26 protein-coding genes are annotated in these 25,006 nt (G+C 69.7%); 9 read left to right on the top strand and 17 right to left on the bottom strand.

The features are described 5' to 3' along the window. Positions 1-57 precede the first annotated feature (57 nt). Positions 58-915, top strand: coding sequence for a serine protein kinase RIO (locus tag H976_RS0109875; RefSeq protein WP_027861403.1), 858 nt, complete (start codon positions 58-60; stop codon positions 913-915). On the opposite strand, the gene H976_RS0109870 is transcribed toward H976_RS0109875, so the two are convergent. Genes H976_RS0109870 through H976_RS0109850 form a run of 5 tightly spaced genes read right to left on the bottom strand, consistent with a single transcriptional unit; the run spans position 912 to position 5,398 of the window. Next, the gene (locus tag H976_RS0109870; protein WP_027861402.1) at positions 912-1,670 is read right to left on the bottom strand and encodes a hypothetical protein; all 759 of its coding nucleotides are present in this window, start codon (positions 1,668-1,670) and stop codon (positions 912-914) included. The genes H976_RS0109875 and H976_RS0109870 overlap by 4 nt on opposite strands. A 3-nt stretch (positions 1,671-1,673) precedes the next feature. Continuing rightward, a complete protein-coding gene (locus H976_RS0109865) occupies positions 1,674-2,834 on the bottom strand; it encodes an acetyl-CoA C-acetyltransferase (RefSeq protein WP_036225723.1) in 1,161 nt (386 codons plus the stop codon). Further along, positions 2,831-3,415 (bottom strand): TetR/AcrR family transcriptional regulator, encoded by a 585-nt coding sequence (locus H976_RS0109860; protein WP_027861400.1) that lies wholly within the window; start codon positions 3,413-3,415, stop codon positions 2,831-2,833. Before H976_RS0109860 ends, H976_RS0109865 begins: the two co-directional genes overlap by 4 nt. Further along, positions 3,408-4,211 (bottom strand): SDR family oxidoreductase, encoded by an 804-nt coding sequence (locus tag H976_RS0109855; RefSeq protein WP_027861399.1) that lies wholly within the window; start codon positions 4,209-4,211, stop codon positions 3,408-3,410. The genes H976_RS0109860 and H976_RS0109855 overlap by 8 nt, the downstream gene beginning before the upstream one ends. Then, positions 4,208-5,398: an acyl-CoA dehydrogenase family protein gene (locus H976_RS0109850; protein WP_027861398.1), complete on the bottom strand. Its 1,191-nt coding sequence runs from the start codon at positions 5,396-5,398 to the stop codon at positions 4,208-4,210. Before H976_RS0109850 ends, H976_RS0109855 begins: the two co-directional genes overlap by 4 nt. A 66-nt stretch (positions 5,399-5,464) precedes the next feature. Here H976_RS0109850 and H976_RS0109845 point away from each other — a divergent pair, with 66 nt between their 5' ends. Genes H976_RS0109845 through H976_RS0109830 form a run of 4 tightly spaced genes read left to right on the top strand, consistent with a single transcriptional unit; the run spans position 5,465 to position 9,931 of the window. Next, positions 5,465-6,958, top strand: coding sequence for a FadD3 family acyl-CoA ligase (locus tag H976_RS0109845; protein WP_027861397.1), 1,494 nt, complete (start codon positions 5,465-5,467; stop codon positions 6,956-6,958). Then, the gene (locus tag H976_RS0109840) at positions 6,955-8,100 is read left to right on the top strand and encodes an acyl-CoA dehydrogenase family protein (protein ID WP_027861396.1); all 1,146 of its coding nucleotides are present in this window, start codon (positions 6,955-6,957) and stop codon (positions 8,098-8,100) included. The genes H976_RS0109845 and H976_RS0109840 overlap by 4 nt, the downstream gene beginning before the upstream one ends. Next, positions 8,100-8,969, top strand: coding sequence for an acyl-CoA dehydrogenase family protein (locus tag H976_RS0109835; protein ID WP_027861395.1), 870 nt, complete (start codon positions 8,100-8,102; stop codon positions 8,967-8,969). Before H976_RS0109840 ends, H976_RS0109835 begins: the two co-directional genes overlap by 1 nt. Beyond that, entirely contained in the window at positions 8,969-9,931 is a 963-nt protein-coding gene (locus H976_RS0109830) for an acyl-CoA dehydrogenase family protein (RefSeq protein WP_027861394.1), read from the top strand. The genes H976_RS0109835 and H976_RS0109830 overlap by 1 nt, the downstream gene beginning before the upstream one ends. 3 nt (positions 9,932-9,934) lie before the next feature. Here the strand turns inward: H976_RS0109830 and H976_RS0109825 are convergent, their stop codons facing one another. Next, positions 9,935-10,498, bottom strand: coding sequence for a TOPRIM nucleotidyl transferase/hydrolase domain-containing protein (locus H976_RS0109825; protein ID WP_027861393.1), 564 nt, complete (start codon positions 10,496-10,498; stop codon positions 9,935-9,937). 71 nt (positions 10,499-10,569) lie between these two features. Between H976_RS0109825 and H976_RS0109820 the strand changes: the two genes are divergently transcribed. Continuing rightward, positions 10,570-11,649, top strand: coding sequence for a CoA ester lyase (locus H976_RS0109820; RefSeq protein ID WP_027861392.1), 1,080 nt, complete (start codon positions 10,570-10,572; stop codon positions 11,647-11,649). Further along, the gene (locus tag H976_RS0109815) at positions 11,646-12,530 is read left to right on the top strand and encodes a CoA ester lyase (RefSeq protein WP_027861391.1); all 885 of its coding nucleotides are present in this window, start codon (positions 11,646-11,648) and stop codon (positions 12,528-12,530) included. Before H976_RS0109820 ends, H976_RS0109815 begins: the two co-directional genes overlap by 4 nt. A gap of 62 nt (positions 12,531-12,592) precedes the next feature. On the opposite strand, the gene H976_RS0109810 is transcribed toward H976_RS0109815, so the two are convergent. From H976_RS0109810 to H976_RS0109760, 11 genes are all read right to left on the bottom strand, one after another. Then, the gene (locus H976_RS0109810) at positions 12,593-13,663 is read right to left on the bottom strand and encodes a hypothetical protein (RefSeq protein ID WP_155918133.1); all 1,071 of its coding nucleotides are present in this window, start codon (positions 13,661-13,663) and stop codon (positions 12,593-12,595) included. 54 nt (positions 13,664-13,717) lie between these two features. After that, positions 13,718-14,596, bottom strand: coding sequence for a type IV toxin-antitoxin system AbiEi family antitoxin domain-containing protein (locus H976_RS29925; protein WP_027861389.1), 879 nt, complete (start codon positions 14,594-14,596; stop codon positions 13,718-13,720). A gap of 51 nt (positions 14,597-14,647) precedes the next feature. Continuing rightward, positions 14,648-15,058 carry a hypothetical protein gene (locus tag H976_RS25575; protein ID WP_051276618.1) on the bottom strand — a complete coding sequence of 137 codons (411 nt, stop codon included), beginning with the start codon at positions 15,056-15,058 and terminating at the stop codon, positions 14,648-14,650. A 21-nt stretch (positions 15,059-15,079) separates the two neighbouring features. After that, positions 15,080-15,733 carry a flavin reductase family protein gene (locus tag H976_RS0109795; RefSeq protein WP_027861388.1) on the bottom strand — a complete coding sequence of 218 codons (654 nt, stop codon included), beginning with the start codon at positions 15,731-15,733 and terminating at the stop codon, positions 15,080-15,082. A gap of 35 nt (positions 15,734-15,768) precedes the next feature. Next, positions 15,769-16,665, bottom strand: coding sequence for an iron-dependent extradiol dioxygenase HsaC (hsaC, locus tag H976_RS0109790; protein ID WP_304412358.1), 897 nt, complete (start codon positions 16,663-16,665; stop codon positions 15,769-15,771). Then, on the bottom strand, positions 16,662-17,546 hold the full coding sequence (gene hsaD, locus H976_RS25570) for a 4,5:9,10-diseco-3-hydroxy-5,9,17-trioxoandrosta-1(10),2-diene-4-oate hydrolase (RefSeq protein WP_036225718.1): 885 nt from the start codon (positions 17,544-17,546) through the stop codon (positions 16,662-16,664). Before hsaD ends, hsaC begins: the two co-directional genes overlap by 4 nt. Beyond that, a complete protein-coding gene (gene hsaA, locus H976_RS0109780; RefSeq protein WP_027861386.1) occupies positions 17,547-18,713 on the bottom strand; it encodes a 3-hydroxy-9,10-secoandrosta-1,3,5(10)-triene-9,17-dione monooxygenase oxygenase subunit in 1,167 nt (388 codons plus the stop codon). Between the two features lie 112 nt (positions 18,714-18,825). Continuing rightward, positions 18,826-19,461 carry a hypothetical protein gene (locus tag H976_RS28715; protein ID WP_027861385.1) on the bottom strand — a complete coding sequence of 212 codons (636 nt, stop codon included), beginning with the start codon at positions 19,459-19,461 and terminating at the stop codon, positions 18,826-18,828. Positions 19,462-19,527: 66 nt separating this feature from the next. Beyond that, on the bottom strand, positions 19,528-20,601 hold the full coding sequence (gene dmpG / locus H976_RS0109770; protein WP_036225715.1) for a 4-hydroxy-2-oxovalerate aldolase: 1,074 nt from the start codon (positions 20,599-20,601) through the stop codon (positions 19,528-19,530). Beyond that, a complete protein-coding gene (locus H976_RS0109765) occupies positions 20,598-21,503 on the bottom strand; it encodes an acetaldehyde dehydrogenase (acetylating) (protein ID WP_027861383.1) in 906 nt (301 codons plus the stop codon). The genes dmpG and H976_RS0109765 overlap by 4 nt, the downstream gene beginning before the upstream one ends. Before the next feature lie 66 nt (positions 21,504-21,569). Then, complete coding sequence (locus H976_RS0109760) at positions 21,570-22,355, bottom strand: 2-keto-4-pentenoate hydratase (RefSeq protein ID WP_027861382.1); 786 nt, start codon at positions 22,353-22,355, stop codon at positions 21,570-21,572. A 60-nt stretch (positions 22,356-22,415) separates the two neighbouring features. Here H976_RS0109760 and kstD point away from each other — a divergent pair, with 60 nt between their 5' ends. Next, positions 22,416-24,122 carry a 3-oxosteroid 1-dehydrogenase gene (gene kstD / locus H976_RS0109755; RefSeq protein WP_036225710.1) on the top strand — a complete coding sequence of 569 codons (1,707 nt, stop codon included), beginning with the start codon at positions 22,416-22,418 and terminating at the stop codon, positions 24,120-24,122. Continuing rightward, positions 24,122-25,003: a MaoC/PaaZ C-terminal domain-containing protein gene (locus tag H976_RS0109750; protein WP_027861380.1), complete on the top strand. Its 882-nt coding sequence runs from the start codon at positions 24,122-24,124 to the stop codon at positions 25,001-25,003. Before kstD ends, H976_RS0109750 begins: the two co-directional genes overlap by 1 nt. Positions 25,004-25,006 lie beyond the last annotated feature (3 nt).

The raw sequence follows: 25,006 nt of genomic DNA, 5'->3' as shown, positions 1-25,006 counted from the left end.
TGTCCACGACTGTCCTTGGCCTGTCCGCAGACCATCTCTCTCACACCCGGAGCACCCATGAACTCCCCGCACCACCTTCCTGCCTCTGATCTCGACCCCACCTTCGTCTTCGACTTCCGGTCCTACGACGAACCCGACGGCGAGAACCAACGCTGGACCACCTGGTACGACGTCGAGCCGCTCTGTCGCGGTCCCGAACCCCGACCCGACTGGGTGATCACCGACCGCGCCGCCGTCGACACCGAGCTCGGCGTCCTGAAGACCGGCAAGGAGGCTGACGTCCTCCTGCTCGAGCGTGCCGTCGAGGACGGCCCGTCGGTGGTGATGGCCGCCAAGCGCTACCGCGACCCCGAGCACCGCAACTTCCACCGGAACGCCGTGTACACCGAGGGCAGGCGCGGTCGGGACAGCCGCGAGGCCCGTGCGGTCTCCAAGAGCTCGACGTTCGGACGGGCAGTCGCCGCCGGGCAGTGGGCGAACGCCGAGTGGGAGTCGCTCAAGCGCTGCTGGCAGGTCGGCCTGCCGGTCCCCTACCCGGTGCAGATCGACGGCACCGAGATCCTGATGGAGTGGGTGCGGTACGACGACGAGACGGCCCCACGGCTGGCACAGACCAGGCCCGAGCCGGAGCTGTTGCGCTGGTACTTCGAGCAGCTGCGCGAGGCACTCGCCCTGATGGCCCAGCACGGGATCGTGCACGGCGACCTGTCGGCGTACAACCTGCTCGCCGCCGGCGACCGGCTCGTCATCATCGACCTGCCGCAGGTGCTGGACCTCGTAGGCAACCCGCAGGGCATGGACTTCCTGCTCCGCGACTGCGCCAACGTGTGTGCCTGGTTCCGCGCACGGGGACTCGACCCGGCCGTGGCCGACGAGCACGCCCTGTTCGGCGACGTGCTGGCGACCGCTTTCTAGAGGAGTCGCCAGTGCTGGTAGTCGTGCACGGCAATGCCGGCGTACGCAGGCACGTCGGCGAGGTCTCGGTCGACCTCGCCCAGCGCGCGGTCGAGGGCGGCCTTGCCGAGTCCGTGGAAGGTCTGCTTGCGGGCGACGGGGTCGGCGCCGAGGTCCTGGGTCTCGACGGCGAGGCGGCACGGGACGCCCGCGTTGCCGGCCGAGGCGAGTGCAGAGGCCGCCACACCGGTGATGCTGTCCGGACCGGTCACCGTGTTGCGGTAGCTCAGCACGGTCACCGCATCGACGACCGTCATCACCTCGGCCTCGAGCGAGGCGCCGGAGTCCCCCGGCACCTCGTGCAGGTGGAAGGCGATGTCGGCCTCGATGGGCAGCGGGCTCTCCCTGGCCAGGTGCTGGAGCAGGAACAGGTACGCCGCACCGAGCGGCCGGGGCCGCGTGGTCCAGTCGGGGCGCGTCCACACCTCCACGTCGAGATGGATGCCGTCGAACAGCCGGGTCGCGGTGACCGCACGCTGCCACGCGAGTGCCGACGACGTGTCCGTCACCCAGCCGGGATCGCCGCCCAGCGCCGCCACACGCACACCGTGTCGGTGCATCAGCTCGACGACCACGCGCGCCCACATCGCGTCGGCCGAGCTCTCGAAGTCCTCCCCGACACCCAGGAAGATGTCGCCGACGTCCTCGGCCACGACCCAGGCCAGCAGTTCCTCGGGCGCGGGCCGGTCCCACACCCACGTGGCGCGAGGCGCCATCCGTCAGCCGAGCCGCTCGATGATGGTCACGTTGGCCTGGCCGCCGCCCTCGCACATGGTCTGCAGGCCGTAGCGGCCGCCGGTGCGCTCGAGCTCGTTGAGCAGCGTGGACATGATGCGGGTGCCGGTGGCACCGATGGGGTGACCGAGCGCGATGCCGCCGCCGTTGACGTTGACCTTGTCGAGCGGGACGTCGAGCTCCCGCGCCCAGGCGAGTACGACGGACGCGAACGCCTCGTTGCACTCGAACAGGTCGATGTCGTCGACGGAGAGGCCGGTCTTCTCGAGCGCGTGCCGGGTCGCCCGGATCGGGCCGGTCAGCATCCAGACGGGGTCGTCGCCCCGCACCGAGAGATGGTGGATGCGCGCCCGTGGGGTCAGTCCGTGCTGCTCGACGGCCCGCTCCCCCGCGATCAGCAGGGCCGACGACGCGTCGCAGATCTGGGAGGCCACCGCCGCCGTGATCCGGCCGCCCTCGGCCAGCGGCTTGAGCCCGGCCATCTTCTCGAGTGAGGTGTCGCGCGGGCACTCGTCGGTCTCGAAGTCGCCCACCGGGGCGATCTCGTTCTTGAACCGGCCCTCGTCGATGGCGGCACGAGCCCGCGTGTGCGAGGACAGCGCGAACTCCTCCATCTCCTCGCGGCTGATGTCCCACTTCTCGGCGATCATCTCGGCCGAGCGGAACTGCGAGACCTCCTGGTCGCCGTACCGCTCGAGCCAGCCGGGTGACTCGGCGAACGGCGTCGAGAAGCCGTACTGCTGCGCCACGAGCATCGCCGCCGAGATCGGGATGGCCGACATGTTCTGGAGTCCGCCCGCGACGACGAGGTCCTGGGTGCCGGACATGACCCCCTGGGCGGCGAAGTGGACCGCCTGCTGGGAGGAACCGCACTGACGGTCGATGGTCACACCCGGCACGTGGTCGGGCAGCCCGGCCACCAGCCAGGACGTGCGAGCGACGTCGCCGGCCTGCGAGCCGATGGTGTCGCAGCACCCCATGACCACGTCGTCGACGGCACCCGGGTCGATGCCCGTGCGTTCGACGAGCGCCTTCAGCACATGGGCGCCGAGGTCGGCCGAGTGCATCGACGCCAGCGAGCCGCCGCGCTTGCCGACGGGGGTGCGGACCGCGTCGACGATGTAGGCCTCAGGCCTCGAGCTCATTGCGAGATCCCTTCGAGGAGGATGTGCAGGTACTGGTCGGCGACCTGAGTGGGGGTGAGGTCACCGCCGGGGCGGTACCAGCGGACGGCGACCCAGACGGTGTCGCGCAGGAACCGGTAGACCAGCTCGACGTCGAGGTCGGCGCGCAGCTCACCGGCGGTGACACCGTCGCGCAGCAGGCCCGTCCAGAGGTCGCGGAAGCGCACGTTGCGCTCCTGGAGGTAGGCGAACCGGTCGAAGCCCGACAGGTAGGCCGCGTCGGTCTGGAAGATCGCCACCTCGCTGTGGTGCTGGTCGATGGCGTCGAACGAGGCGTGCACGACAGCCTCGAGCTTCTCCTTCGGAGTCCGGTCGGAGGCCTCGATCGCGTCGTACTCCTCCCAGAGGGCGTTCTGGAAGGAGTCGAGCAGCTCGTCGACCATCGCCTCCTTGGAGTCGAAGTGGTGGTACAGGCTGCCGGACAGGATCCCGGCGGCGTCGGCGATGTCGCGCACCGTCGTGTTCTTGAACCCGCGCTCGGCGAACAGCTTCGCGGCGATGTCGAGCAGCTCGGCGCGACGCGTCTGGGTGGCTTCAGTCATGCTGGCTGCTCACGGAGATGACCTCGCCGGTGAGGTAGGACGAGTAGTCACTGGCCAGGAAGACCATCACGTTGGCCACCTCCCAGGGCTCGGCCGCCCGACCGAACGCTTCACGCTGCTTGAGCTCCGCGAGCAGCTCGTCGGAGGTCACCTTGGCGAGGAACGGATGCATCGCCAGGCTGGGCGACACGGCGTTGACGCGGATGCCGTGCGGTGCGACGTCGAGGGCGGCACACCTGGTCAGCGCCATCACTCCGGCCTTCGCGGCGGCGTAGTGGGCCTGACCTTCCTGCGCGCGCCAGCCGATCACCGAGGCGTTGTTGACGATGACTCCGCGCTTTCCGGACGCGATCATCTTGTTGCTGGCGGCGCGGATGCAGCGGAAGGTGCCGGTGAGGGTGATGTCGATGACCCTGCCCCACTGGTCGTCGGTCATCTCCGTGACGGCGGCGGTGCCACCGAGGCCGGCGTTGTTGATCATCACGTCGACACCACCGAGCTCGTCAGCGGTGTCGATGAGTGCCTGCACCTGTTCCTCGACCGTCACGTCGCACAGGAGCGTGCGGACGCGGTCGGCACCGAACTCCTGGCCCAAGGACGCCTCGGCCTCGCCGAGGCGACGCTCGTGGGTGTCACCGAGCACGACGCCCGTGGCACCCTCCTCGAGCACCCGACGCGCCACCGCCGCTCCGATGCCGGCACCGGCTGCGGCCGTGATCACCACGACCCTGTCGCGGAGCAGGCCGTGCGCCGGCACGTACTCCGGTGTCGGCTGTTCTGGACGGACAGTCGTCATCGTGCCTCGCTCCGTTGTTCTCTGGGCAGCCCGAGCACGCGCTCGGCCAGGACGTTGCGCTGGACCTCGTCGGAGCCGCCGTAGATGGTGTCGGCCCGGGTGAACAGGTAGAGCCGCTGCCACTCGTCGAGGTCGTAGTCGGGACCGGTCGTGAGTGAGGCGGCGCCGCGCACCTGCATGGCGAGGTCACCGAGGGCGCGGTGCCAGCCGGCCCAGAGCAGCTTGGCGATGCTCGCCTGCTGGGGCGCCTGGTCCTCGCCCGGAGATGTACTGAGGGTGCGCAGTGCGTTGAGGCGGATGACCTCGAGCTCGACCTGGGCCTTCGCCAACCGGTCACGGATCACCGGGTCGTCGTACGCCCCGTTGTCACGGGCCACCTCGAGCAGGGCATCGAGCTCGCGCTGGAAGCCGACCTGCTGGCCGAGGGTGGACACGCCACGCTCGAAGCCGAGGGTGGCCATCGCTACCTTCCAGCCGTCGCCCTCGTCCCCCACGACGTTCGCGGCATCGGTGGTGGCGCCGTTGAAGAACACCTCGTTGAACTCCGAGGTCCCGGTGGTCTGGATGATCGGGCGGACCTCGACGCCCTCCTGGTCCATGGGCACGAGCAGGTAGGACAGCCCGTGGTGGCGCTTCGAGCCGGGCTCGGTGCGGGCCACCACGAAGCACCAGTCGGAGAGGTGCGCGAGCGAGGTCCAGACCTTCTGGCCGTCGATGACCCACGTGTCGCCGTCGAGGCGTGCCCTCGTGGCGACGTTGGCGAGGTCGGAGCCGGCGCCCGGCTCGGAGTAGCCCTGGCACCAGAGCTCCTCGACGGCCACGATCCTCGGCAGGAAACGCTGCTTCTGCTCGTCGGTGCCGAGGGCGATGAGCGTCGGCCCGAGCAGCTCCTCACCGAGGTGGTTGACCCGTGCCGGGGCGTTGGCACGGGCGTACTCCTCGTGGAAGATCACCTGCTGGAACAGCGACAGCCCACGCCCGCCGTACTCCTGCGGCCAGCCGATGCAGGTCCAGCCGTGCCGGGCGAGATGTCGGTCCCAGGCCACGCGCTCGTCGTAGGCCTCGTGCTCGCGTCCCGGACCACCCTTGCCGCGCAGCTCGGCGAACTCGCCGACGAGGTGCTCCTCCAGCCACGAGCGGACCTCGACGCGGAACGCCTCGTCCTCGGAGCTGTAGGAGAGATCCATGCCCATAGGGTAACCTACCAAGCACTTGCTTGGTATCTGTCCGCGACCGACGAGCCAGGAGCCTCGATGTCGTCCTCACCGCGCACGCTCCCGGCATTGCTGCGCGCCGCTGCGGAGGCCCACGGCGACCGGGCGGCGTACGTCGAGGACGGGCGCACCCTCTCCTACCGGGACCTCCTGCAGCGCGTCCGCGAGACCGCGGCCGGCTACCGCTCGCTCGGGTTCGGCGCCGGCGACCGGGTCGTGGTGTGGGCGCCGAACAGCACCGACTGGGCGGTCGCTGCGCTCGCCGTGTCGTACGCCGGCGGCGTGCTCGTCCCCGCCAACAGCCGCTACACCGGGCACGAGGTGGCCGACCTCGTCGAGCGCACCGCTGCCCGACTGGTCGTGGTGGCGGACGGCTTCCTGGGCCGGACCCAGATCGCGGACCTCGAGGCGGCCGGCGGCCTGACGTCGGTGCTTCGGGTGATCGACATCGCCGACCTGGCGCAGGTGGCGGCCGATCCCACCGAGATCGACGATGTCGCCGACCGGGTCGCGGCGGACGACGTCGCCGACATCCTCTTCACCTCGGGCACCACCGGGCGGCCCAAGGGAGCGATGAGTGCCCACCGCCAGACGATCGGCGTGGCCGACGCGTGGGCCGGCCTCGGCGGGGTCGCCGCCGACGACCGCTACCTGGTGGTGAACCCGTTCTTCCACTCGTTCGGCTACAAGATCGGCATCGTGGTCGGGCTGCTGACCGGCTGCACGCTCTACCCGGTGGCCTCCTTCGACGTCGAGGGGACGATGCGGCTGATCCAGGACGCACGGATCACCGTCTTCCCCGGCGCGCCGACCCTCTACCAGTCGTTGCTCACGGCGCCCGGGCGGGCGTCCTACGACCTGTCCTCCCTGCGGCTGGCCGTGACCGGCGCCGCGGTGGTGCCCGTCGTGCTCATCGAACGGATGCGGGCCGATGCTCCCGACGGTCTGGCCATCGACAACGTGGTCACGGCCTTCGGCATGACCGAGGCCGTGGTCGCCACGATGTGTCGCGAGGGTGACTCGGCCGACACCGTGGCCAACACCTGCGGGCGGGCCGTCCCGGGCATGGAGGCCAGCATCGGTGACTCCGGTGAGCTGCTGCTCCGCGGCGAGTACGTGATGCTCGGCTACCTCGACGACCCGGAGGCCACGCGCGAGGCGATCGACGAGGACGGCTGGCTGCACACCGGAGACGTCGGGACCCTCGACGAGCACGGCAACCTGACGATCACCGACCGGCTCAAGGACATGTACATCTCCGGCGGCTTCAACGTCTACCCGGCCGAGGTCGAGCAGGCACTGATGCGCCTGGAGGGGGTCAACGACGTGGCCGTGGTCGGCGTACCCGACGAGCGGATGGGCGAGGTGGGGAAGGCGTACGTCGTACGCGCCTCCGAGTCGCTGTCCGAGGACGACGTGGTCGCCTTCGCCCGGGAGCGGTTGGCCAACTTCAAGGTGCCGAGGCAGGTGGAGTTCATCGACGTGCTCCCCCGCAACCTCGGCGGCAAGGTGCTGAAGCGGGACCTGCGATGAACCTCGACCTGTCGGAGTCCGAGCTCACCTTCCAGGCGGAGGCGAGGGCGTGGCTGGCGGAGAACGTGCCGCGCGAGCCGCTGCCGTCGATGGACACGGCCGAGGGATTTGCCGCGCACCAGGAGTGGGAGGCGAAGCTCGCCGAGGCTCGTTGGGCGGTGGTGAGCTGGCCCGAGGAGTACCACGGGCGCGGCGCGTCCCTCGTCGAGTGGGTGATCTTCGAGGAGGAGTACTACCGCGCCGGTGCGCCGGGGCGGGTGAGCCAGAACGGCATCTTCCTGCTGTCGCCGACGATCTTCGAGAACGGCACCCAGGAGCAGCAGGACCGGTGGCTGCCGTCGATGGCCACCGGCGAGAAGATCTGGGCCCAGGCGTGGTCCGAGCCCGAGGCAGGGTCCGACCTGGCCTCGCTGCGGTCGAAGGCGGTGCGTGACGAGACCCGTGGCGGGTGGGTGCTCAACGGCCAGAAGACCTGGTCGTCGCGTGCGTCGTACGCCCACTGGGGCTTCGGGCTGTTCCGCAGCGACCCGGAGTCACAGCGGCACCACGGGCTCACCTACTTCTGCTTCCCGCTGGACGCCGAGGGGGTGACGGTCCGGCCGATCGCCCAGCTGGACGGCGAACCGGGCTTCGCCGAGCTGTTCTTCGACGACGTCTTCGTGCCCGATGCCGACGTCCTGGGCGAGCCCGGCCAGGGCTGGTCGGTCGCGATGAGCACCGCAGGCAACGAGCGCGGCCTGTCCCTGCGCTCCCCCGGCCGCTTCTGCGCGACCGCCGAACGGCTGGTCGAGCTGTGGCGTTCGGTCGGCTCGCCCGTCGAGTACCGCGACCGGGTGGTCGACGCCTGGCTGGGCGCCGAGGCCTACCGGCTCTACACCTGGGGAACCGTCTCCCGGCTGGTGGACGGCGGCTCGATCGGCTACTCGGGTTCGGTCAACAAGGTCTTCTGGTCGGACCTCGACGTGGCGATGCACGAGACCGCCCTCGACCTGCTCGCACCTGCGGCAGAGCTGCGCGGACCGTGGATGGACGGCTACCTGTTCTCGTTGTCCGGGCCGATCTACGCCGGCACCAACGAGGTGCAGCGCAACGTGGTCGCCGAGCGGATCCTCGGCCTCCCGCGCGAGCCGAAGGGCGCCTGATGGACTTCCGACTCACCCCCGAGCAGACCGGCTTCGCGCAGTCGCTCACCGAGCTGATGACCAAGGGTGACTCGGTGGCCGCCGCTCGAGCCTGGGAAGCGGGCGACCACGCCCCCGGCCAGGCGCTGTGGACGCGACTGGCCGACCAGGGCGTGACCGCGCTCGTGCTGGCCGAGGACGACGGCGGTCTCGGCGGTACGCCGGTCGACCTGGTCGTGGCCTTCGAGGTGCTCGGCCACCAGCTGGCGGTCGGACCGTGGATCGAGTCGGCAGCTCTCGCGCCGCAGGCCGAGGGCGAGATGGTCACCGCCGGGGTGTCGCCGTTGAACCCGTACGCCGTGGACGCGGACGTGGCCCGGCTGTTGCACGGGTCCGTGAGCGAGAGCCTCCAGTCGGTGGACACGACCCGACGGCTGTTCGAGGTGCACGACGCCCAGCCGTTCGACGAGGGCGCGATCGACCTGGCGGTGCTGGCCTGCTCGGCCGAGCTGCTCGGTTGCGGCGAACGGCTGCTGGCCGACTCGGTGGAGTACGTGCAGCAGCGCAAGCAGTACGGCCGCACCATCGGCTCCTACCAGGCGATCAAGCACCAGCTGGCCGACGTACGGATCGCGCTCGACTTCGCGCGACCGCTCGTGCACGGCGCCGCCCTGACGATGCGGCCGCGCGACGTCTCGGGTGCCAAGGTGGCGGCCGGCGACGCGGCGTACCTCGCCTCACGGGTCGCGCTCCAGGTGCACGGTGCGATCGGGTACACCGCCGAGTTCGACCTCGGCCTGTGGATCAACCGGGTGCGTGCGCTGGTGGGGGCATGGGGCTCGTCGTCGTACCACCGCGGCCGCATCGCGGACGCGCTCGGGGCCTCCTGATGCACTTCGCCCGCACCGAGGAGCAGGACGAGCTCGCCTCGATCGTCGCGTCCCTGCTGGACAAGCGCAGCGACAGTGCGGCCGTGCGCGCGGCGATGGAGTCGGAGAGCGGGTACGACGAGTCGCTGTGGCAGGCGCTCTGCGAGCAGGTCGGCGTCGCCGCACTCGCCGTTCCGGAGGAGTACGACGGCTTCGGGGCCTCGCTCGTCGAGACGGCCGTGGTCCTCGAGGAGCTGGGTCGCAACCTCGCGCCCACACCGTTGCTGGCCACCGCTCTCGGCACCGCGGCCCTGCTGGTGCTCGGTGACGACGACCAGAGGGCGATGCTGCTCCCCCGGGTCGCCTCCGGCGAGGTGGCCACCCTCGTCACCGGCGAGCTCGTGCTCACCGGCGACATCGCACTCCAACCGCGTGGTTCGGCCCTGGAGGTCTGCGCGGACGACCTCCAGCGCGTGGGCTCGCTCGACCAGACACTCTCTCTTTCCCGCGTCTCTGGAGCACCTTCGGTCGATGGGCCGCTGATGCATGTGGCGTGGGCGCTGACCAGCGCGCTGCAGGTGGGGTCAGCGCAGCGGGGACTGGACATGACGGTCGCCTACAGCAAGGAGCGGGTGCAGTTCGGCCGGCCGATCGGGTCGTTCCAGGCGCTCAAGCACCGGATGGCCGACATGCTCGTGCTCGTCGAGGCGTCCCGGTCCTCGTCATGGGGAGCGACGGCCGCTGCCGCGGCGTACGTCCAGGACCCGACGGAGGCGCGTGCCGACGTCCTGGCTCGACGAGCCGCGGTGGCGCGGTCCTACTGCTCCGACGCCCTGGACCACGTGGCATCGGAAACCGTCCAGCTGCACGGCGGCATCGCGATCACGTGGGAGCACGACGCGCACCTCGTCTTCAAGCGAGCGCATGCGCTGAGCCACCTGTGGGCGCCGGCACATGCGGCACGCGCAACCCTGCTGACCTGAGGCTCAGACCTGGCGCAGCACCGCGTCGAGTGGTGGGGGGAGGCGGTCCGGGTCGAGCGCCTCGACGAGCAGCCTGGCATAGGTCTCCTTGCGGCCCGACCTGGTGCCGAGGAAGCGGTGCAGCTGGTCCTCGACCGACCGGCTGAGCTGGGCCGGCTGTCGCTGGAGGATGTGCCACGAGCTCAGCTCGCCCTGTTCCTCGATCACCCCTTCGACGACGCTCGTGCCGAGCGCGCGGATCAGCTCGCCCTCGAGATCGGGCTCGCAGGCGAAGAACCCCAGCTCCTCGAGTCGCGCACGGTCCGGGACCGGGCCGTGGCCACCCCGCTCGAGACCGCGCCGGAAGTAGCGCTCCTCCGGTGCGTCGTACATCCCGGCGAGTCGTGGCCGGCGACCTTCGGACGCGAGGTCCTCGAGGAAGCGTCCGACGTTGGTGGCGCCGCCCAGGTCCACGATGTCGACCTGCTCGTCCTCCAGGTCGCGTCCCTGGCGCGCGGCCAGGGCGAGCAGGGCGGCCCGGTCGCTGGCTCCCTCGACGAGGACGAGGGCTCGGGCTGACCGGTGCACTGGACCACGGTGCCATGGAGCGTGGGATGCGTCATACCTCTGCGCCCGGACGCGCTGCTAGCGTCCGCCACATGCGCAGCGCCAAGGACTTCTTCGCCCCGCTCGCGGTCGGTGCTCCCACCCCTCTCCGCGAGATCCCCGCACGCCCGAGCCGGGCCATCCACTTCTTCGACCCCAGCAACGAAAAGATGGCCTCGAAGATCCCGGACATGGTCGGCAAGGTCGACGTACTCCTGGGCAACCTCGAGGACGCCATCAAGGCCGACAACAAGCTCGCGGCGCGCGAGGGTCTGGTGAAGATCGCTCGGGACACGGCCAATCTCGGAGGGCAGAGCGGTCCGACCCAGCTGTGGACCCGCGTCAACGCGCTCGACTCGCCTTGGGGTCTCGACGATCTAACGACCCTTGTTACCGAGATCGGCGACAAGCTCGACGTGGTGATGATCCCCAAGGTGCAGGGCGCCGAGGACATCCACTACGTCGACCGGCTGCTCGCCCAGCTCGAGGCCAAGGCCGGGCTGGAGCGCCCGATCCTGGTGCACGCGATCCTCGAGACCGCCCGCGGCATGGTGAACATCGAGGAGATCTGTGGCGCTTCCCCGCGGATGCAGGGCCTCTCGCTCGGCCCGGCCGACATGGCTGCCGACCGGAGGATGAAGACGACCCGCGTCGGTGGGGGCCATCCCGGGTACCTGGTCCGGCAGGACCCGGTCGACGGCGACATCGAGGGTGACCGTCCGACGTACCAGCAGGACCTGTGGCACTACACGATCGCGCGGATGGTCGACGCCTGCGCGATGCACGGGATCTACCCCTACTACGGGCCGTTCGGCGACATCGCCGACGTGGTCGCGTGCGAGGACCAGTTCCGCAACGCGTTCCTGCTCGGCTGCGTGGGCACCTGGTCGTTGCACCCGAAGCAGATCGCGATCGCCAACAAGGTGTTCAGCCCGTCGCCGGAGGACGTCGCGCATGCCCGGCGAGTGGTCGAGGCGATGGGCGACGGCACCGGGGCCGTGATGCTGGACGGCAAGATGGAGGACGACGCCTCTCTCAAGCAGTGCCTGGTGATGGTCGAGCTGGCCGAGCAGCTGGCCGAGATCGATCCTGAGCTGAAGAAGCAGTACGACGCCCTGTCGGACGCCTCATGACTTCGGACTTCCGCGCCCGGCGCTCCGTGCTGTACATGCCCTCGTCGAACGAGCGTGCCCTCGAGAAGGCGAAGTCGATCGCCTGCGACGGGCTGATCCTCGACCTCGAGGACGCGGTGGCTCCCGACGCGAAGGTGTCGGCGCGTGCGTCGGCCTGCGAAGCCGCGGCGTCGGGCGCGTACGGCCAGCGCGAGGTCACCATCCGCGTCAACGGCGCCGACACCGAATGGCACGCCGACGACGTTCGGGCCGCCTGCGAGGCCGGCCCGGACGCGATCGTCGTACCCAAGGTGAGCTCGGCCGACGCCGTACTCCGGCTGGTCGACGCGATGGCCTCCCACGACGCTCCCGAGCACACGAAGCTCTGGGCGATGCTGGAGACGCCGTACGCCATGCTGCACGCCGAGGAGATCGCCGCGGCCTCCGACCGCCTCACCGTGCTGGTGATGGGCACCAACGACCTGGCCAAGGAGCTGTACGCCGAGCACGTCCCCGGCCGCCAGCCCCTGCTCGCCGGTCTCGGTCTCTCGCTGCTCGCCGCCCGCGCGACCGGCAAGGCGATCCTCGACGGCGTCTACAACGACGTGAAGAACACCGACGGCTTCCTGGCTGAGTGCCAGCAAGGACGGGAGATGGGCTTCGACGGCAAGACCCTCATCCACCCCGGCCAGGTCGACGGCGCCAACACCACCTTCGCCCCGTCGTCCGAGGCCGTCGAGGACGCCCGCGGCATCCTGCAAGCCTGGGAGGACGGCGCCGGCTCAGGAGTGGTCACCTACAACGGCCGGATGATCGAGAACCTCCACGTCGAATCCGCCCAGCGCACCCTCACCCTCCACGACGCCATCCGCGCGCTGGAGGGGGACTCCCAAGCCGGATAGTCCAGAACGCATTACCGATCGGATCCGGGATCGGCGCGGCATATTGCTCTGGACTATCAAGTTCAGGTGTGGACCAGCATCGGCGCCAGTCCCACCCGCTCGAGATAGAGGTCCAATGGCTCGTCGGGCACCCACCACGATGGCGGAGTCAGCGACCAGCGGCGATCCTCTGGTGCCTCGAACAGGGCGCGCGCACGCGTCTGTCGCATCCGATGTACGACGTGGGGCCGGTCTCGCAGGTCACCCTCGACAATGTCGAAGTACTCGAGCCCAACCTCACGGAACCGCTCCTCCCTGGCGTTGTCTGCACGACGCCGATCGAGCGCTCGGTGACTGGCACCGTTGTACTCGCCCACCAGCCCGGCGACCGGATCGAACACGTCCGGAATGCCGAGCAACCGACCGTTCAGGTCAAAGAGAGGAACGTTGCACAACGGAGTCGGAAGCCCGGCATCGAGGACCAGAACGAGACGCATGAGCGTCTCCTGCGGCGAATGGCTGTCGTTCACTGCCAACGCGAGGGCATCCCGTACCTGTTGCACCCCAGTCCAGGCAGGACGCTGCTGCACGTAGCGCCTCATGAGGCCGACGGAGATCATTCGAGCGGCCGTGACCTTCTCCACCGCGACGACCGCCGCACGCACGCCGTGCGCCCATCGCATCTCGTCGAAGAGAGCCCGCTGGACGGTCGCGCACGAGATGGCCCCTGTGCGGGCGTATTCGGTGGGGGCGATCTGAGCCTGACTGATCGACACCCGGTCATCGGGCCGGAGCTTGCCAAGCCCGACGACGAGCGGCACCGGCAAGAGACGACCGGCGCCATCCGTTCCGTCGAAGTACCGCGCACCCCTCCAACGGAGCGCAGCCCATCCCGTGATCGCGCCTTGTCCTCGGATGCGCAGTGCCTGCTCCAGGATGCGTTGCTCGACCACATCCGAATCGGTGTCGCTCGGTACATAGAGGCCAGGTGAGGTCTGGCGATAGCGAGGGCCGGCGGCCTGGTGCCGCGTCGGACCACTTCGCCCGGTGGGGTCCACTGCCACAGGCGCCACCAGATCGGTGGGTCGGTGGCAGCAGGCGGCTCTGAGGTAGTCGGAGCGTGACGCCGGATAGTCCAGATCATCCAGCCGCATCTGAAGGCTCCCGGAGCGGCAATTCGTTCTGGACTATCCGGTTCTTGAGCCCCCTCACCCGAACTCCTCCTCGTCGCGGACCTGGTGGAGGAGGTGCTGGTGGAACTCGCGTTCGAGGTGGCGGGTCCAGATGGTGGGGTCGGCGGAGAGCACGCGCTCCTCGGGGAGTACGACGACCCACCAGCCGGCTCCTTCGAGGGCGAGGAGATCGGCGGCCGAGACCTGCGAGGCGAGTACGACGCCGAACTGGCGCTGGTCGACGGCCAGGGAGAGTCGGACCAGGCGAGAGCCGGCGACCACCAACCGACCCGGCACGGGGGTCGGCAGGTTGGCGGCGTTCCAGTGCAGGCGGAGCACCGACTCAGCCGAACAGGTGGAGCGACTGTCCACCTGGGCGGCCAGGGTGCGCAGCTGGGCGATGCCCCTCTGGCCGGCGAACCGGGGCAGCTCGGCGAGCAGCTCCACCTGGCTGAACGAGCCGGCCAGGGCGTCGAGGACACCCAGCGCCGCCCCTGGTGGGAGCAGCCGACCCAGGTCGAGCGCGGTGCGGAGCGGCGAGGTCACCCGGATGCCACCCACCGTGACGAGGTCGCGCCCGAGCAGGCGACGACGACCGCCCAGGGACCCGCGGGCGAGCACGTCCACCGGGACCGGATCGGGCTGGAGCGCGCCGTGCACCCACGCGGCCGTGCGATCGACGACGATGTCGCGCGGACCCAGGAGGAGCCCTACTGAGGAACCGCGGAGCGACGCGGAAGGAGAGGCCGTCGATGCGACGTACACCCCACGCAGCACCCGCCGCACCAGCCCGGCAGAGAGCATGCGCGACAGCGCGCGGGACGAGATACCGACGGCTCGGGCCATCGCCGGGGTGAAGGGCTCGTCAAGGGGCAACAGCGCGTGCAACGGATGCAGCGGGAGGGTGCGGTCCATCCCGACAGGGTCATCGCGAACCCACGAACCGTCGAACGGCAATCCACAGGGTCACCAGGGGACGACAGCGAGCTCCTGGTGGCACGAGCAGGCAGGGCTCGGCGAGGAGAGTCCCAACGCCTGACGCAACGGCGGCGCCATCAGCGGCACCAGCTCGTCGACCGACAGCGACGCGATCGGCTCGACCTTGAGCACGTAGCGGATCATCGCCAGCCCGATCAGCTGCGAACCCACCAGCTCCATCCGTACGGCGGACGTCTCCACGCCCATCGCCCGGGCCACCGGGTTCAGCACGACGCGGTTCACCAGCGCGTAGAACCGGCGGCCGGCCCTGGCGTTGCTGACGCTCCCCTGCACCAGCGCGAGTGCGCGGCGCCGCGTGCGCGGGTTCTCGCACACCAGCAGGAACCGCCTGAGCAGCCGCTCGGTGAAGTCAGGTGGGGAAGGAGCCGGGGAAGGCATGGCACTCAGCGTGCCAAAGAACTACTCCGGTTGCGTGTAGGCGCCGCGGTGGAACAGCAACGGAACATCGGTGACCGAGGCGTCCTCGCGGCCGTCGCCGTAGGCCAGCTCCTCGACGCGACCGACGACGATGTAGTGGTCGCCGGCCTCGTGCACCCGGTCGATGGTGCAGTCCACGTAGCCGAGGACGCCGTCGATCAGCGGGGCACCGGTCGAGGCCGGCCGCCAGCCGACTCCGTCGAACTTCTCGGTGCCCTTGGTCGCCATCCCGTTGGAGATGTGCCGCTGGTCGGCGGCCAGGAAGTTGACGCAGAAGAAGCCCGCCTGGCGCATCATCGGCCAGGCGCGCGAGGTCTTCGCCGGGCAGAACATCACCAGCGGCGGGTCGAGCGAGACGCTGGAGAAGGACTGGCAGGTCATCCCGACCGGCTCGTCGCCGGACATCGAGGTGACCACGGTGACACCGGTGGCGAAGAGGCCGAGCACGTCGCGGAACCGTCGGGCGCGCTCGGCAGCCTCGGGATCGTCGATCGGGATCGGGGTGTGCTCGCCGAGCCGGAGCTCGAAGTCGAAGCCGGTGCCGAGGAAGGAGTCGATCAGCTCACGGCTGGGCCAGGTCTCCCGCGCGTCGGGGCGCATCCCGTCGGGAACGTCCGAGGAAGGGTGGGAAGACATGGGTGCAGTCATACCAAAGACCGGTTCCGGTCGCGTTACTGGCCGCCGAAGACGTGGCCCCAGTAGGACACGGCGGTGCTTTCACGCGCGACCCAGCGGGTGTCGTCGACCTGGAGCCCCTCGGTGCCGAACTCGACGTCGAAGCCACCGGGCGAGCGCACGTAGAACGAGACCATCTGGTCGTTCATGTGCCGGCCCAGCGTGGCCGACAGCGGCGCCTTGTGCTTGCGCACCCGTTCGAGCGCGCGGCCGACGTCGTCGAGCTTGTCGACCTCGAACATGATGTGCACGCACTTGCTCTCGTTGGGCATCGGCAGGAAGGCCAGGCTGTGGTGGCGCGGGTTGACGCCGAGGAAGCGCAGCCACACCTTCGAGCCCGGTTCCTTGCCGACGAACTCCCCCGGCATGCTCATCGAGTCGCGGAGGCGGAAGCCGAGGACGTCGGTGTAGAACCGCAGCGCCTCGACGTCGTCGGTCACCGGGATGACGACGTGGCCCATGCCCTGGTCGCCGGTGACGAACCGGGCGGCGTACGGCGTGACGACGGGCCGTGACTCGTAGGTGATGCCGTGGAACAGCTCGAAGACGTTGTCGAACGGGTCACGGAACCGGACCAGCTCCTGCACGCGCCGCTCCGCGAGCTCCTCGTCGGTGCCTTCCTCGAACTCGACCCCGGCCTTCTGGAGGTGCTCGCGCGCCTCCTGCAGTGCCGGGTGGTCGGCCAGCTCCCAGCCCACGCAGGACAGCTCGTCCTTGTCGGCGGGGAACACCACGAGCCGGGCCGAGACCTCGTCGATGCGGTAGTAGAGGTTCTCGGGGTCAGGGCCTCGACCCTCGGCCAGGCCGAGCACCTTGCCGGCGAACTTCTGCCACTCCTCGAGGTCGGTGCTGGCCACGCGGGCGTAGCCCATGCTGCGGATGTCGATGGTCACGAGCGACTCCTCTCGGCGTGGCGGGCCAGGAACGAGGTGGCGACCTCGCGGAACTCGTCGGCCGCCTCGATCTGCGCCCAGTGCCCGCAGTTGGGGAAGACATGCAGGGAGGCCTTGGGGATCAGCTTGAGCGCGACCATCGCGCCGTCGAGCGGGTTCACGCGGTCTTCCCGGCCCCAGGTGAGCAGGGTGTGCTTGCGCAACTGGTGGGCCTCGCGCCAGAGCATGCCGTCCTCGGCCGTCTCGGGGTTCCAGAACGACATCCCCATCGAGGCCATCGCCTCCTGGGCACCAGGAGCAGTCGCATCGGCGAAGCGCTCCTCGACCAGCTCGTCGGTGACCAGCTTCTGGTTGACGACCATGGTGGAGATGAAGGCGCGCAGCGCCTCCCGGCTCGGGTTGGCGGCGAAGTCCATCAGCCGCTGGACGCCCTCGGTCGGGTCGGCGTGGAAGAGGTTGAGGGAGAGGCCACCCGGCCCCATCAGGACGAGCCGTCCGACACGGTCGGGATGGCTCAGCGCCAGCCGCATCGCCGTACCTCCACCGAGGCTGTTGCCGAGCAGGTGGACGCGGTCGATGCCGACCTCGTCGAGGAGGCGTACGACGTGGTCGGCGGCGTGGCGGTAGTAGTTGCCGACCACCTCGGGCTTGTCCGAGGCGCCGAAGCCGGGCTGGTCGACGAGCAGGGTGCGGAAGTGCTCGGCGAAACCAGGCAGCGCCGACCCGAAGTTGCTCCACGCCGAGGCACCGGGTCCGCCGCCGTGCAGCATCACCAGCGGGAGCCCGCCGCCAGTGGCCGTGGGCTCCCCTGCCTCGTAGTAGTTCAGGGTGATCTCGCCGGCCTTGGCGGACCGCCGGGTCGCCTCCTTGGAGAAGTCCACTCAGTACATCCCGGGGTCGATCTTGTGGCCGAACTCGTGGGCGCCGTACATCTGCAGGGCGCGCTCGGGGTCGTTGGCCGCGTGCACCCGACCGGCGTGCGCGTCACGCCACGCCCGCTGGAGGTAGGTGCCGTTGGTCAGCGCGCGACCACCACTGGCCTCGAACAGCGAGTCGATGGCGTCGATGGCGCGCTGGCTGCCGAGCACCTGGTCGCGGCGTACCTTCAGCCTGGTCTTCAGGGGGATCTTCTCCTCCTTGGCGACGTAGGACTGCTCCTCGCGGATGTTGTTGACCAGCAGGGCCCAGGCTGCGTCGATCTCGCTGGACGCGCGCGCGATGCGTACGGCGGCGAACGGGTCGAGCGAGGCCTTCTCACCGAGGTACGCCGCACGGGTGCGCTTCTGCTGCATCTCGACGTGCTCGTCGTAGGCACCCATCGCCATGCCGATGATCGGCGTGGTGATCGTGCCGGTGAAGATCGAGTGGAAGGGCAGCTTGTAGAGGTCGGAGGTGTTCTGCTCCTGGCCCGGCCCGAAGCAGCGGCCGGTGTCCCCCATCGAGAGGGTGAACGCCTCGGGGATGAACACGTCGTCGACCACGATGTCGTTGGAACCGGTGCCGCGCAGGCCGACCATGTCCCAGACGTCGATGATCTCGTAGTTCTCGCGCGGGACCATGAACGTGCGGAAGTCGACGACCTGGCCCTCGGCGTTGAACACCAGCCCGCCGAGCAGCACCCACGTGCAGTGGTCGCAGCCCGAGGAGAAGCTCCACTTGCCCGACAGCGTGAAGCCGCCCTCGGTCTGCACGGCCTTGCCGGTGGGGGCGTACGACGAGCTCAGCCTGGTCGCGGTGTCCGCACCCCAGACGGCCTGCTGCGCCTCGTCGGCGAACAGGGCGACCTGCCACGGGTGCACCCCCACGACGCTCGAGACCCAGCCGGTCGAGCCGCAGGCGCTCGCGATGTCGCGCACCGCGGTGTAGAAGTCGATCGGGTCCGACTCGAGGCCGTCGAACCGCTTCGGCTGCAGCAGCCGGAAGAAACCGGTCTCCTCGAGCTCCTTGATCGACGCCTCGGGTACCACGCGCAGACGCTCCGCCTCGTCGGCCCTCTCCCTCAGGGTCGGCAGCAGGTCACGGACACCGTCCAGAACCGCCTGGCTCATGGGTACTCCTCACGCAGTGGTTGTTCTCCCTGCGCTCAATACTAGAACACGTTCTAGTCATTCGTCCACGACGCGACCCTTCCCGCACACGGAACGTGATCCAGCTGGACCCCTAGGCTGCGGTGGCTCCGTCGTCGCCCGGGCGCTCCGTGAGGAACACCTCGGGGTCATCCGTTCCGCGAGCCACCTCGAGCCACTCGTGGAATCCCCGGGAGTCGCGGCGCTCCATCTCGTCGAGGTACTCCTGCCTCAGCATCACCAGCTTGGCGCGCGCCTCGACGTCGTGGATCTTGCCGAGCAGCTGGTGGCTGCTCCGCCAGGCGAAGCAGAGTCCTGCGACATCGAGCTGGCGCACCAACCCGCGGATGCGCTCGGGACTGAGCTCGTCGGCTTCGAGGGACCGGTGTCGGGGCAGCCGTTGCACGGCCCAGGGCGAGGTGCCGACCAGCGCGACGAGCACCAGGACCCCCAACCAGGGCGAGGTCACCGTGGTCAGCACGACCGCGACCCCGATCGCCGCCCAGCGCAGGGCCGGTCGGAGGATCTGCCGGAAGGCGACGCCGCGGTACGACCGGTGCGGCGTGCCGGGCGCCGTGGGCCCACCGCCGCAGATCAATGAGCTGAACATCAAGGCCACGACCAGCATGGCGACGACGGCCGCCCACGACCAGAAGAGGGCAATCACCAGGACTGGGCAGGCGAGGACGAGCCAGCCCGACGACCAGTACCGTCCGTATGCCTTCGACACCTGCGCTCCTGCATCCACACCGCTCAGATGTCGGATATACCCGCAAGTGGGGGTGGGCAATCTCCCTCAGGCGTCGGCATCCTGCTTGGCCCTGAGCTCCAGCGCGATGTCGATGAGCTGGTCCTCCTGGCCGCCGATCAGCTTGCGCTCCCCCGCGATCTGCAGGATCTGCGCACCCGAGACGCCGTAGCGCTCGGCCGCGTTGCCCGCGTGCTTGAGGAACGAGGAGTAGACGCCGGCGTACCCCATCATCATCGTCATCCGGTCGAGCTGGCACTCCTCCGGCATGGCAGGGCGTACGACGTCCTCGGACGCGTCGATGATCTTCATGAAGTCGACCCCGGTCCTCCAGCCGAGCTTGTCGCAGACACCGACGAACGCGTCGAGCGGGGTGTTGCCGGCACCGGCCCCGAAGCGGCGTACCGAACCGTCGATCTGGGTCGCACCGGCGCGCACTGCCATCACGGTGTTGGCGCAGCCGAGGTCGAGGTTCTCGTGACCGTGGAACCCCACGGTCGCCTCCGAGCCGATCTCCGCCACCAGGGCGGCGACGCGGTCGGCCACGCCCTCCATGATCAGCGCACCGGCGGAGTCGACGACGTACACGCACTGGCAGCCCGCGTCGACCATGATGCGAGCCTGCTTGGCCAGCACCTCCGGGGGCTGGGTGTGGCTCATCATCAGGAAGCCCACGGTCTCCAGACCCAGCTCCCGAGCGAGGGTGAAGTGCTGCTGCGAGACGTCGGCCTCGGTGCAGTGGGTGGCGATGCGGCAGATCGCGCCGCCGTTGTCCTGCGCCTGCCGGATGTCGTCCTTGGTGCCGACGCCGGGCAGCATCAGGAAGGCGATCCTGGCGTTCTTCGCCGTCTCGGCGGCGATCTTGATCAGCTCCTGCTCCGGCGTCCTGGAGAAGCCGTAGTTGAAGCTGGACCCGCCGAGCCCGTCGCCATGAGTCACCTCGAGCACGGGTACGCCGGCGTCGTCGAGGGCGGCGATGATCGAGCGGACCTCCTCGGCGCTGAACTGGTGGCGCTTGTGGTGCGACCCGTCGCGCAGGCAGGTGTCGGTCAGCCGGATGTCGAGGTCGTCTGACCAGGTCCGCTCGAGCTCGTTCAGCGTCGGGTTTCCGAAGACGGTCATGCGCTGGTCACCTTCCTGGCCATCCCTTCTCCGGCGCGGGTCGCCGCGGCGGTCATGATGTCGAGGTTGCCGGAGTACGGCGGCAGGAAGTCGCCCGCACCCTCCACCTCGATGAAGACGCTCACCTTGGTCTGGCCGCGGGTGTACGCCGTGGGTGGGTCGAACTGCGGGTCCTGCAGCAGGCGGTAGCCGGGCACGTACTCCTGCACGGCGGCCACCATCTGGTGCACCGACTCGGCGACCGCGTCCTGGCCCTCGTCGTAGACCTCCGGGCCGACCGCGCAGAAGATCGTGTCGCGCATGATCATCGGCGGCTCGGCCGGGTTGAGGATGATGATCGCCTTCCCGGTCTCGGCGCCACCGATCGTCTCCACGCCCTTGGCGGTGGTGCGGGTGAACTCGTCGATGTTCTGACGGGTGCCGGGGCCGGCCGACAGAGAGGCCACGGAGGCCACGATCTCGGCGTAGGACACCGGGGTGGCGCGCGAGACCGCCGCCACCATCGGGATGGTGGCCTGTCCGCCGCAGGTGATCATGTTGACGTTCTCGGCGCCCGCGTGCTCGTCGCCGTTGACCGCCGGGATCACGGCGGGTCCGACAGCAGCGGGGGTGAGGTCGACGGCGCGGATGCCCGCCTCGGCGTAGCGCGGTGCGTACTCGCGGTGGATGTAGGCGCTGGTCGCCTCGAAGATCAGGTCGGGCAGCTGGTCCTGCTTGAGCAGCCAGTCGACACCCTCGTGGCTCGCCTCCAGTCCCTGGTCGCGAGCCCGTCCGAGGCCGGGGCTGTCGGGGTCGACGCCGATCATCCAGCGCGGCTCGATCACGGCGGACCGGAGCAGCTTGTACATCAGGTCGGTGCCGATGTTGCCGGGGCCGACGATCGCGGCGGTCTTCTTGGTCATGTGGGCCTTCCTTGGTTGCGCTGTGTGGTCTCGACTGATCGCTCGCTTCGCTCGCTGCTCGACCAGCTAGGAGAAGGACAGGTGGACCGAGCCGAAGTCGGTGAACTCGGCCACGAAGTCGTCGCCCGGGCGTACGTCGATCGCGCGGTGCACCGAGCCGGGCAGGATCACGTGGCCGGCCTCGAGGGTGACGCCGAACGACGCAACCTTGTCGGCCAGCCAGGCGACGGCGGTGACCGGGTTGCCGAGCACGGCGTCGGAGCGGCCCTCGGCGACCTTCTCACCGTTGCGGATCAGCACCGCCTCGATCGCCTTGAGGTCGACGTCCTCGGGGCGGACCCGCTCCGGACCGAGGACGTAGCCGGCCGACGAGGCGTTGTCGGCGATCGTGTCGGCGATCTTGATGTTCCAGTCGAGGACACGGCTGTCGATGAGCTCGATCGCCGGGGCGACGTACTCCGTGGCGCGGATGACGTCGTCCTCGGTGCACCCCGCGCCCGGAAGGGTCTCGCCGAGGACGAAGGCCACCTCGACCTCGACGCGTGGGTAGCAGTAGCGCGACGCCGGTACCGGCTCGTCGGAGGAGACCTCCATGTCGGAGAGGAGATGGCCGTAGTCGGGCTCGTCGACGCCCATCATCTCCTGCATCGCGCGCGAGGAGAGGCCGACCTTGTGGCCGTTGACCCGGGCGCCGGCCTCGAGGCGCCGACGGATGTTCAGCAGCTGGATCTCGTAGGAGTCCACGACGTCGATCTCCGGCCACGTCTCGCGCAACGGGGGGATCGGCGTGCGCTCGACCTCGGCGTCCCGGAGGGCATCGGCGACCGTGCGGCGTACGTCGTCGGAGAGCATGGGCCCAACAATAGAACCTGTTACAGTTTTGCGCCATGAACCCCCGTGACGGAGTCACCGATGAAGCAGTCCTGTGACGTGGTCGTCGTCGGCGCCGGTGGCGCCGGGATGACCGCCGCCCTTGCTGCCGCTCGGCAGGGGCTCGACACCGTGCTGGTCGAGAAGAGCAACTACTTCGGTGGGTCGACCGCGCGGTCCGGCGGAGGAGTCTGGATCCCGGGCAACTACGCGCTCATCGCGGCGGGCGAGGCCGACGACCCCGAGGAGTCGAAGCGCTACCTCGAGGCGATCGTCGGCGACATCGTGCCCAAGGTGCGCCGCGACACCTTCATCGACCGCGGCCCCGAGGTCATGGACTTCGTGCGCGAGAACACCCCGGTGCGGTTCGCCTGGGTGCCGGAGTACTCCGACTACCTGCCCGAGTCCCCCGGCGGCCGCCCTCGCGGGCGCAGCGTCGAGCCGGTCCCGATGGACTGCGGCTTCCTCGGCGACGAGCTGGCCCACCTGCATCCGCCGTACAGCAAGGCGCCGGCGAACCTGATCGTCACGCAGGCCGACTTCCGCAAGATCAGCCTCGGCATGCGCACGATCCGTGGACCCATCACGATGGTGAAGATCATCGTGCGCCGGATCCTCAGCAGCCTGCGCGGCCGCAAGATGTACGCCATGGGCAACGCCCTCGCGATCGGGCTGCGCAAGGGGCTGCTGGACGCCGGCGTCCCGGTCGAGTACGGCACCGAGCTGCGCGACCTGGTGGTCGAGGACGGCCGCGTCGTCGGCGTGACCGTGCTGCGCCAGGGCGTCGAGCGGACGATCCGCGCCACGCGTGGGGTGATCCTCGGCAGCGGCGGGTTCGAGAAGAACCTCGAGCTGCGGGAGCGGTTCCAGCCGAAGCCGACCAGCATCGACTGGACCACCGGCGCCGAGTCCAACACCGGCGGTGGTCACCTCGCCGGGATGGAGATCGGCGCCGACGTCGCGTTGATGGACGACGCGTGGTGGGGACCGACGATCCCGCTCCCCCGCGGCCCCTGGTTCGCCCTGGCCGAGCGCAACCTCCCGGGATCGATCATCGTGAACTCGGCCGGCAACCGGTTCATGAACGAGGCGCTGCCGTACGTCGAGGCCGTGCACGAGATCTACCGGGGCGAGCAGACCGGTGTCCCGCACATCCCGGCGTGGATGATCGTCGACCAGCGCTACCGCAACCGCTACCTGTTCGCCGGGCTCTCGCCACGCCAGCCCTTCCCGGGCCGCTGGTACAAGCACGGCACCATCAAGAAGGCCGACACGCTCGAGGCCCTGGCCGACGAGATCGGGGTGCCGCCGGACGCTCTCACGGCCACCGTCGAGCGGTTCAACGGCTTCGCGACCTCCGGCATCGACCAGGACTTCCACCGGGGCGAGAGCGCCTACGACAAGTACTACTCCGACCCCACCGTGAAGCCGAACCCGTCGCTGCACCGCATCGACCAGGGTCCGTTCTACGCCGTCAAGATCGTCCCGGGTGACCTCGGCACCAAGGGTGGTCTCGTCACCGACGAACGCGCCAGGGTGCTCCGTCCCGACGGCAGCGTCATCGAGGGCCTGTACGCCGCCGGCAACGTCTCCGCCGCCGTGATGGGCAACACCTACGCCGGCCCCGGAGCCACAATCGGTCCGGCCATCGTCTTCGGCTACCTCGCTGCCGAGGACATCGCCACCAGCTCGAGCGTCGCGCCTCGGGTCTCGACGAGCTCGACCGAGGTCACGCCGGAGGCCTCCTGATGCCCATCGACCCCGACGTCGCGATCGGCGCCCAGCTGCCCGATCGCACCTTCTCGTGGGAGAGCTCCGACGTGCTGCTCTACCACCTCGGCATCGGGGCCGGATCCGGGCCGGGAGACAACCTCGACCCGGCCGCGTTGCGCTACACGCTCGACAACGACGACCTCCAGGTGCTGCCCAGCTTCGGCATCGTGGCGCCGACGTTCCACGAGACCGACCCGCCGCCGCTCGACCTCCCGGGTTGCGACATCAGCCTGTCGCAGGTGGTCCACGGCAGCCAGGAGATCGAGGTCGCGGCTCCGCTGCCCACCTTCGGCTCGGCGGTGCTTCGCACCCGGATCACCGACGTCTGGGACAAGGGCAAGGCGGCGGTCATCTGGCAGGAGGGCCAAGCGCTGTCGGCCGAGGGCGACGCCCTCTGGACGGTCCGCTCCTCCATCTTCGTCCGCGGCGAGGGCGGCTGGGGTGGTGAGCGGGGCACCTCTGCCAAGGTGGCGGTGCCCGACCGGGGGCCCGACTGCGATGCGTCGTACGACGTGACGCCGCAGCAGGCCCTGCTCTACCGCCTGTGCGGTGACCGCAACCCGTTGCACTCCGACCCCGAGTTCGCCAAGGCGGCCGGGTTCCCTGCTCCGATCCTGCACGGCCTGTGCTCCTACGGGATCGTGCTGCGCACCGTGACCGACGAGCTCTTCGGCGGCGACGTCGCCAAGGTCCGCGGCTTCAACGCTCGCTTCGCCGGCGTGGTGTTCCCCGGAGAGACCATCCGCGTGCGCGGCTGGCACGCCGACGAGGGCGTGGTCGTGGAGGCCACCGTCGCCGGCCAGGGTGAGCGCGACGGCGCCCCGGTGCTGTCGGACTGCGTGCTGACCCCGGCCTGACGC

It is taken from the genome of Marmoricola sp. URHB0036 (assembly GCF_000426045.1).
GTDB lineage: Bacteria > Actinomycetota > Actinomycetes > Propionibacteriales > Nocardioidaceae > Marmoricola.
Note: the sequence above shows the minus strand (reverse complement) of the source record. Positions and strands in the feature narration are given on the sequence as shown.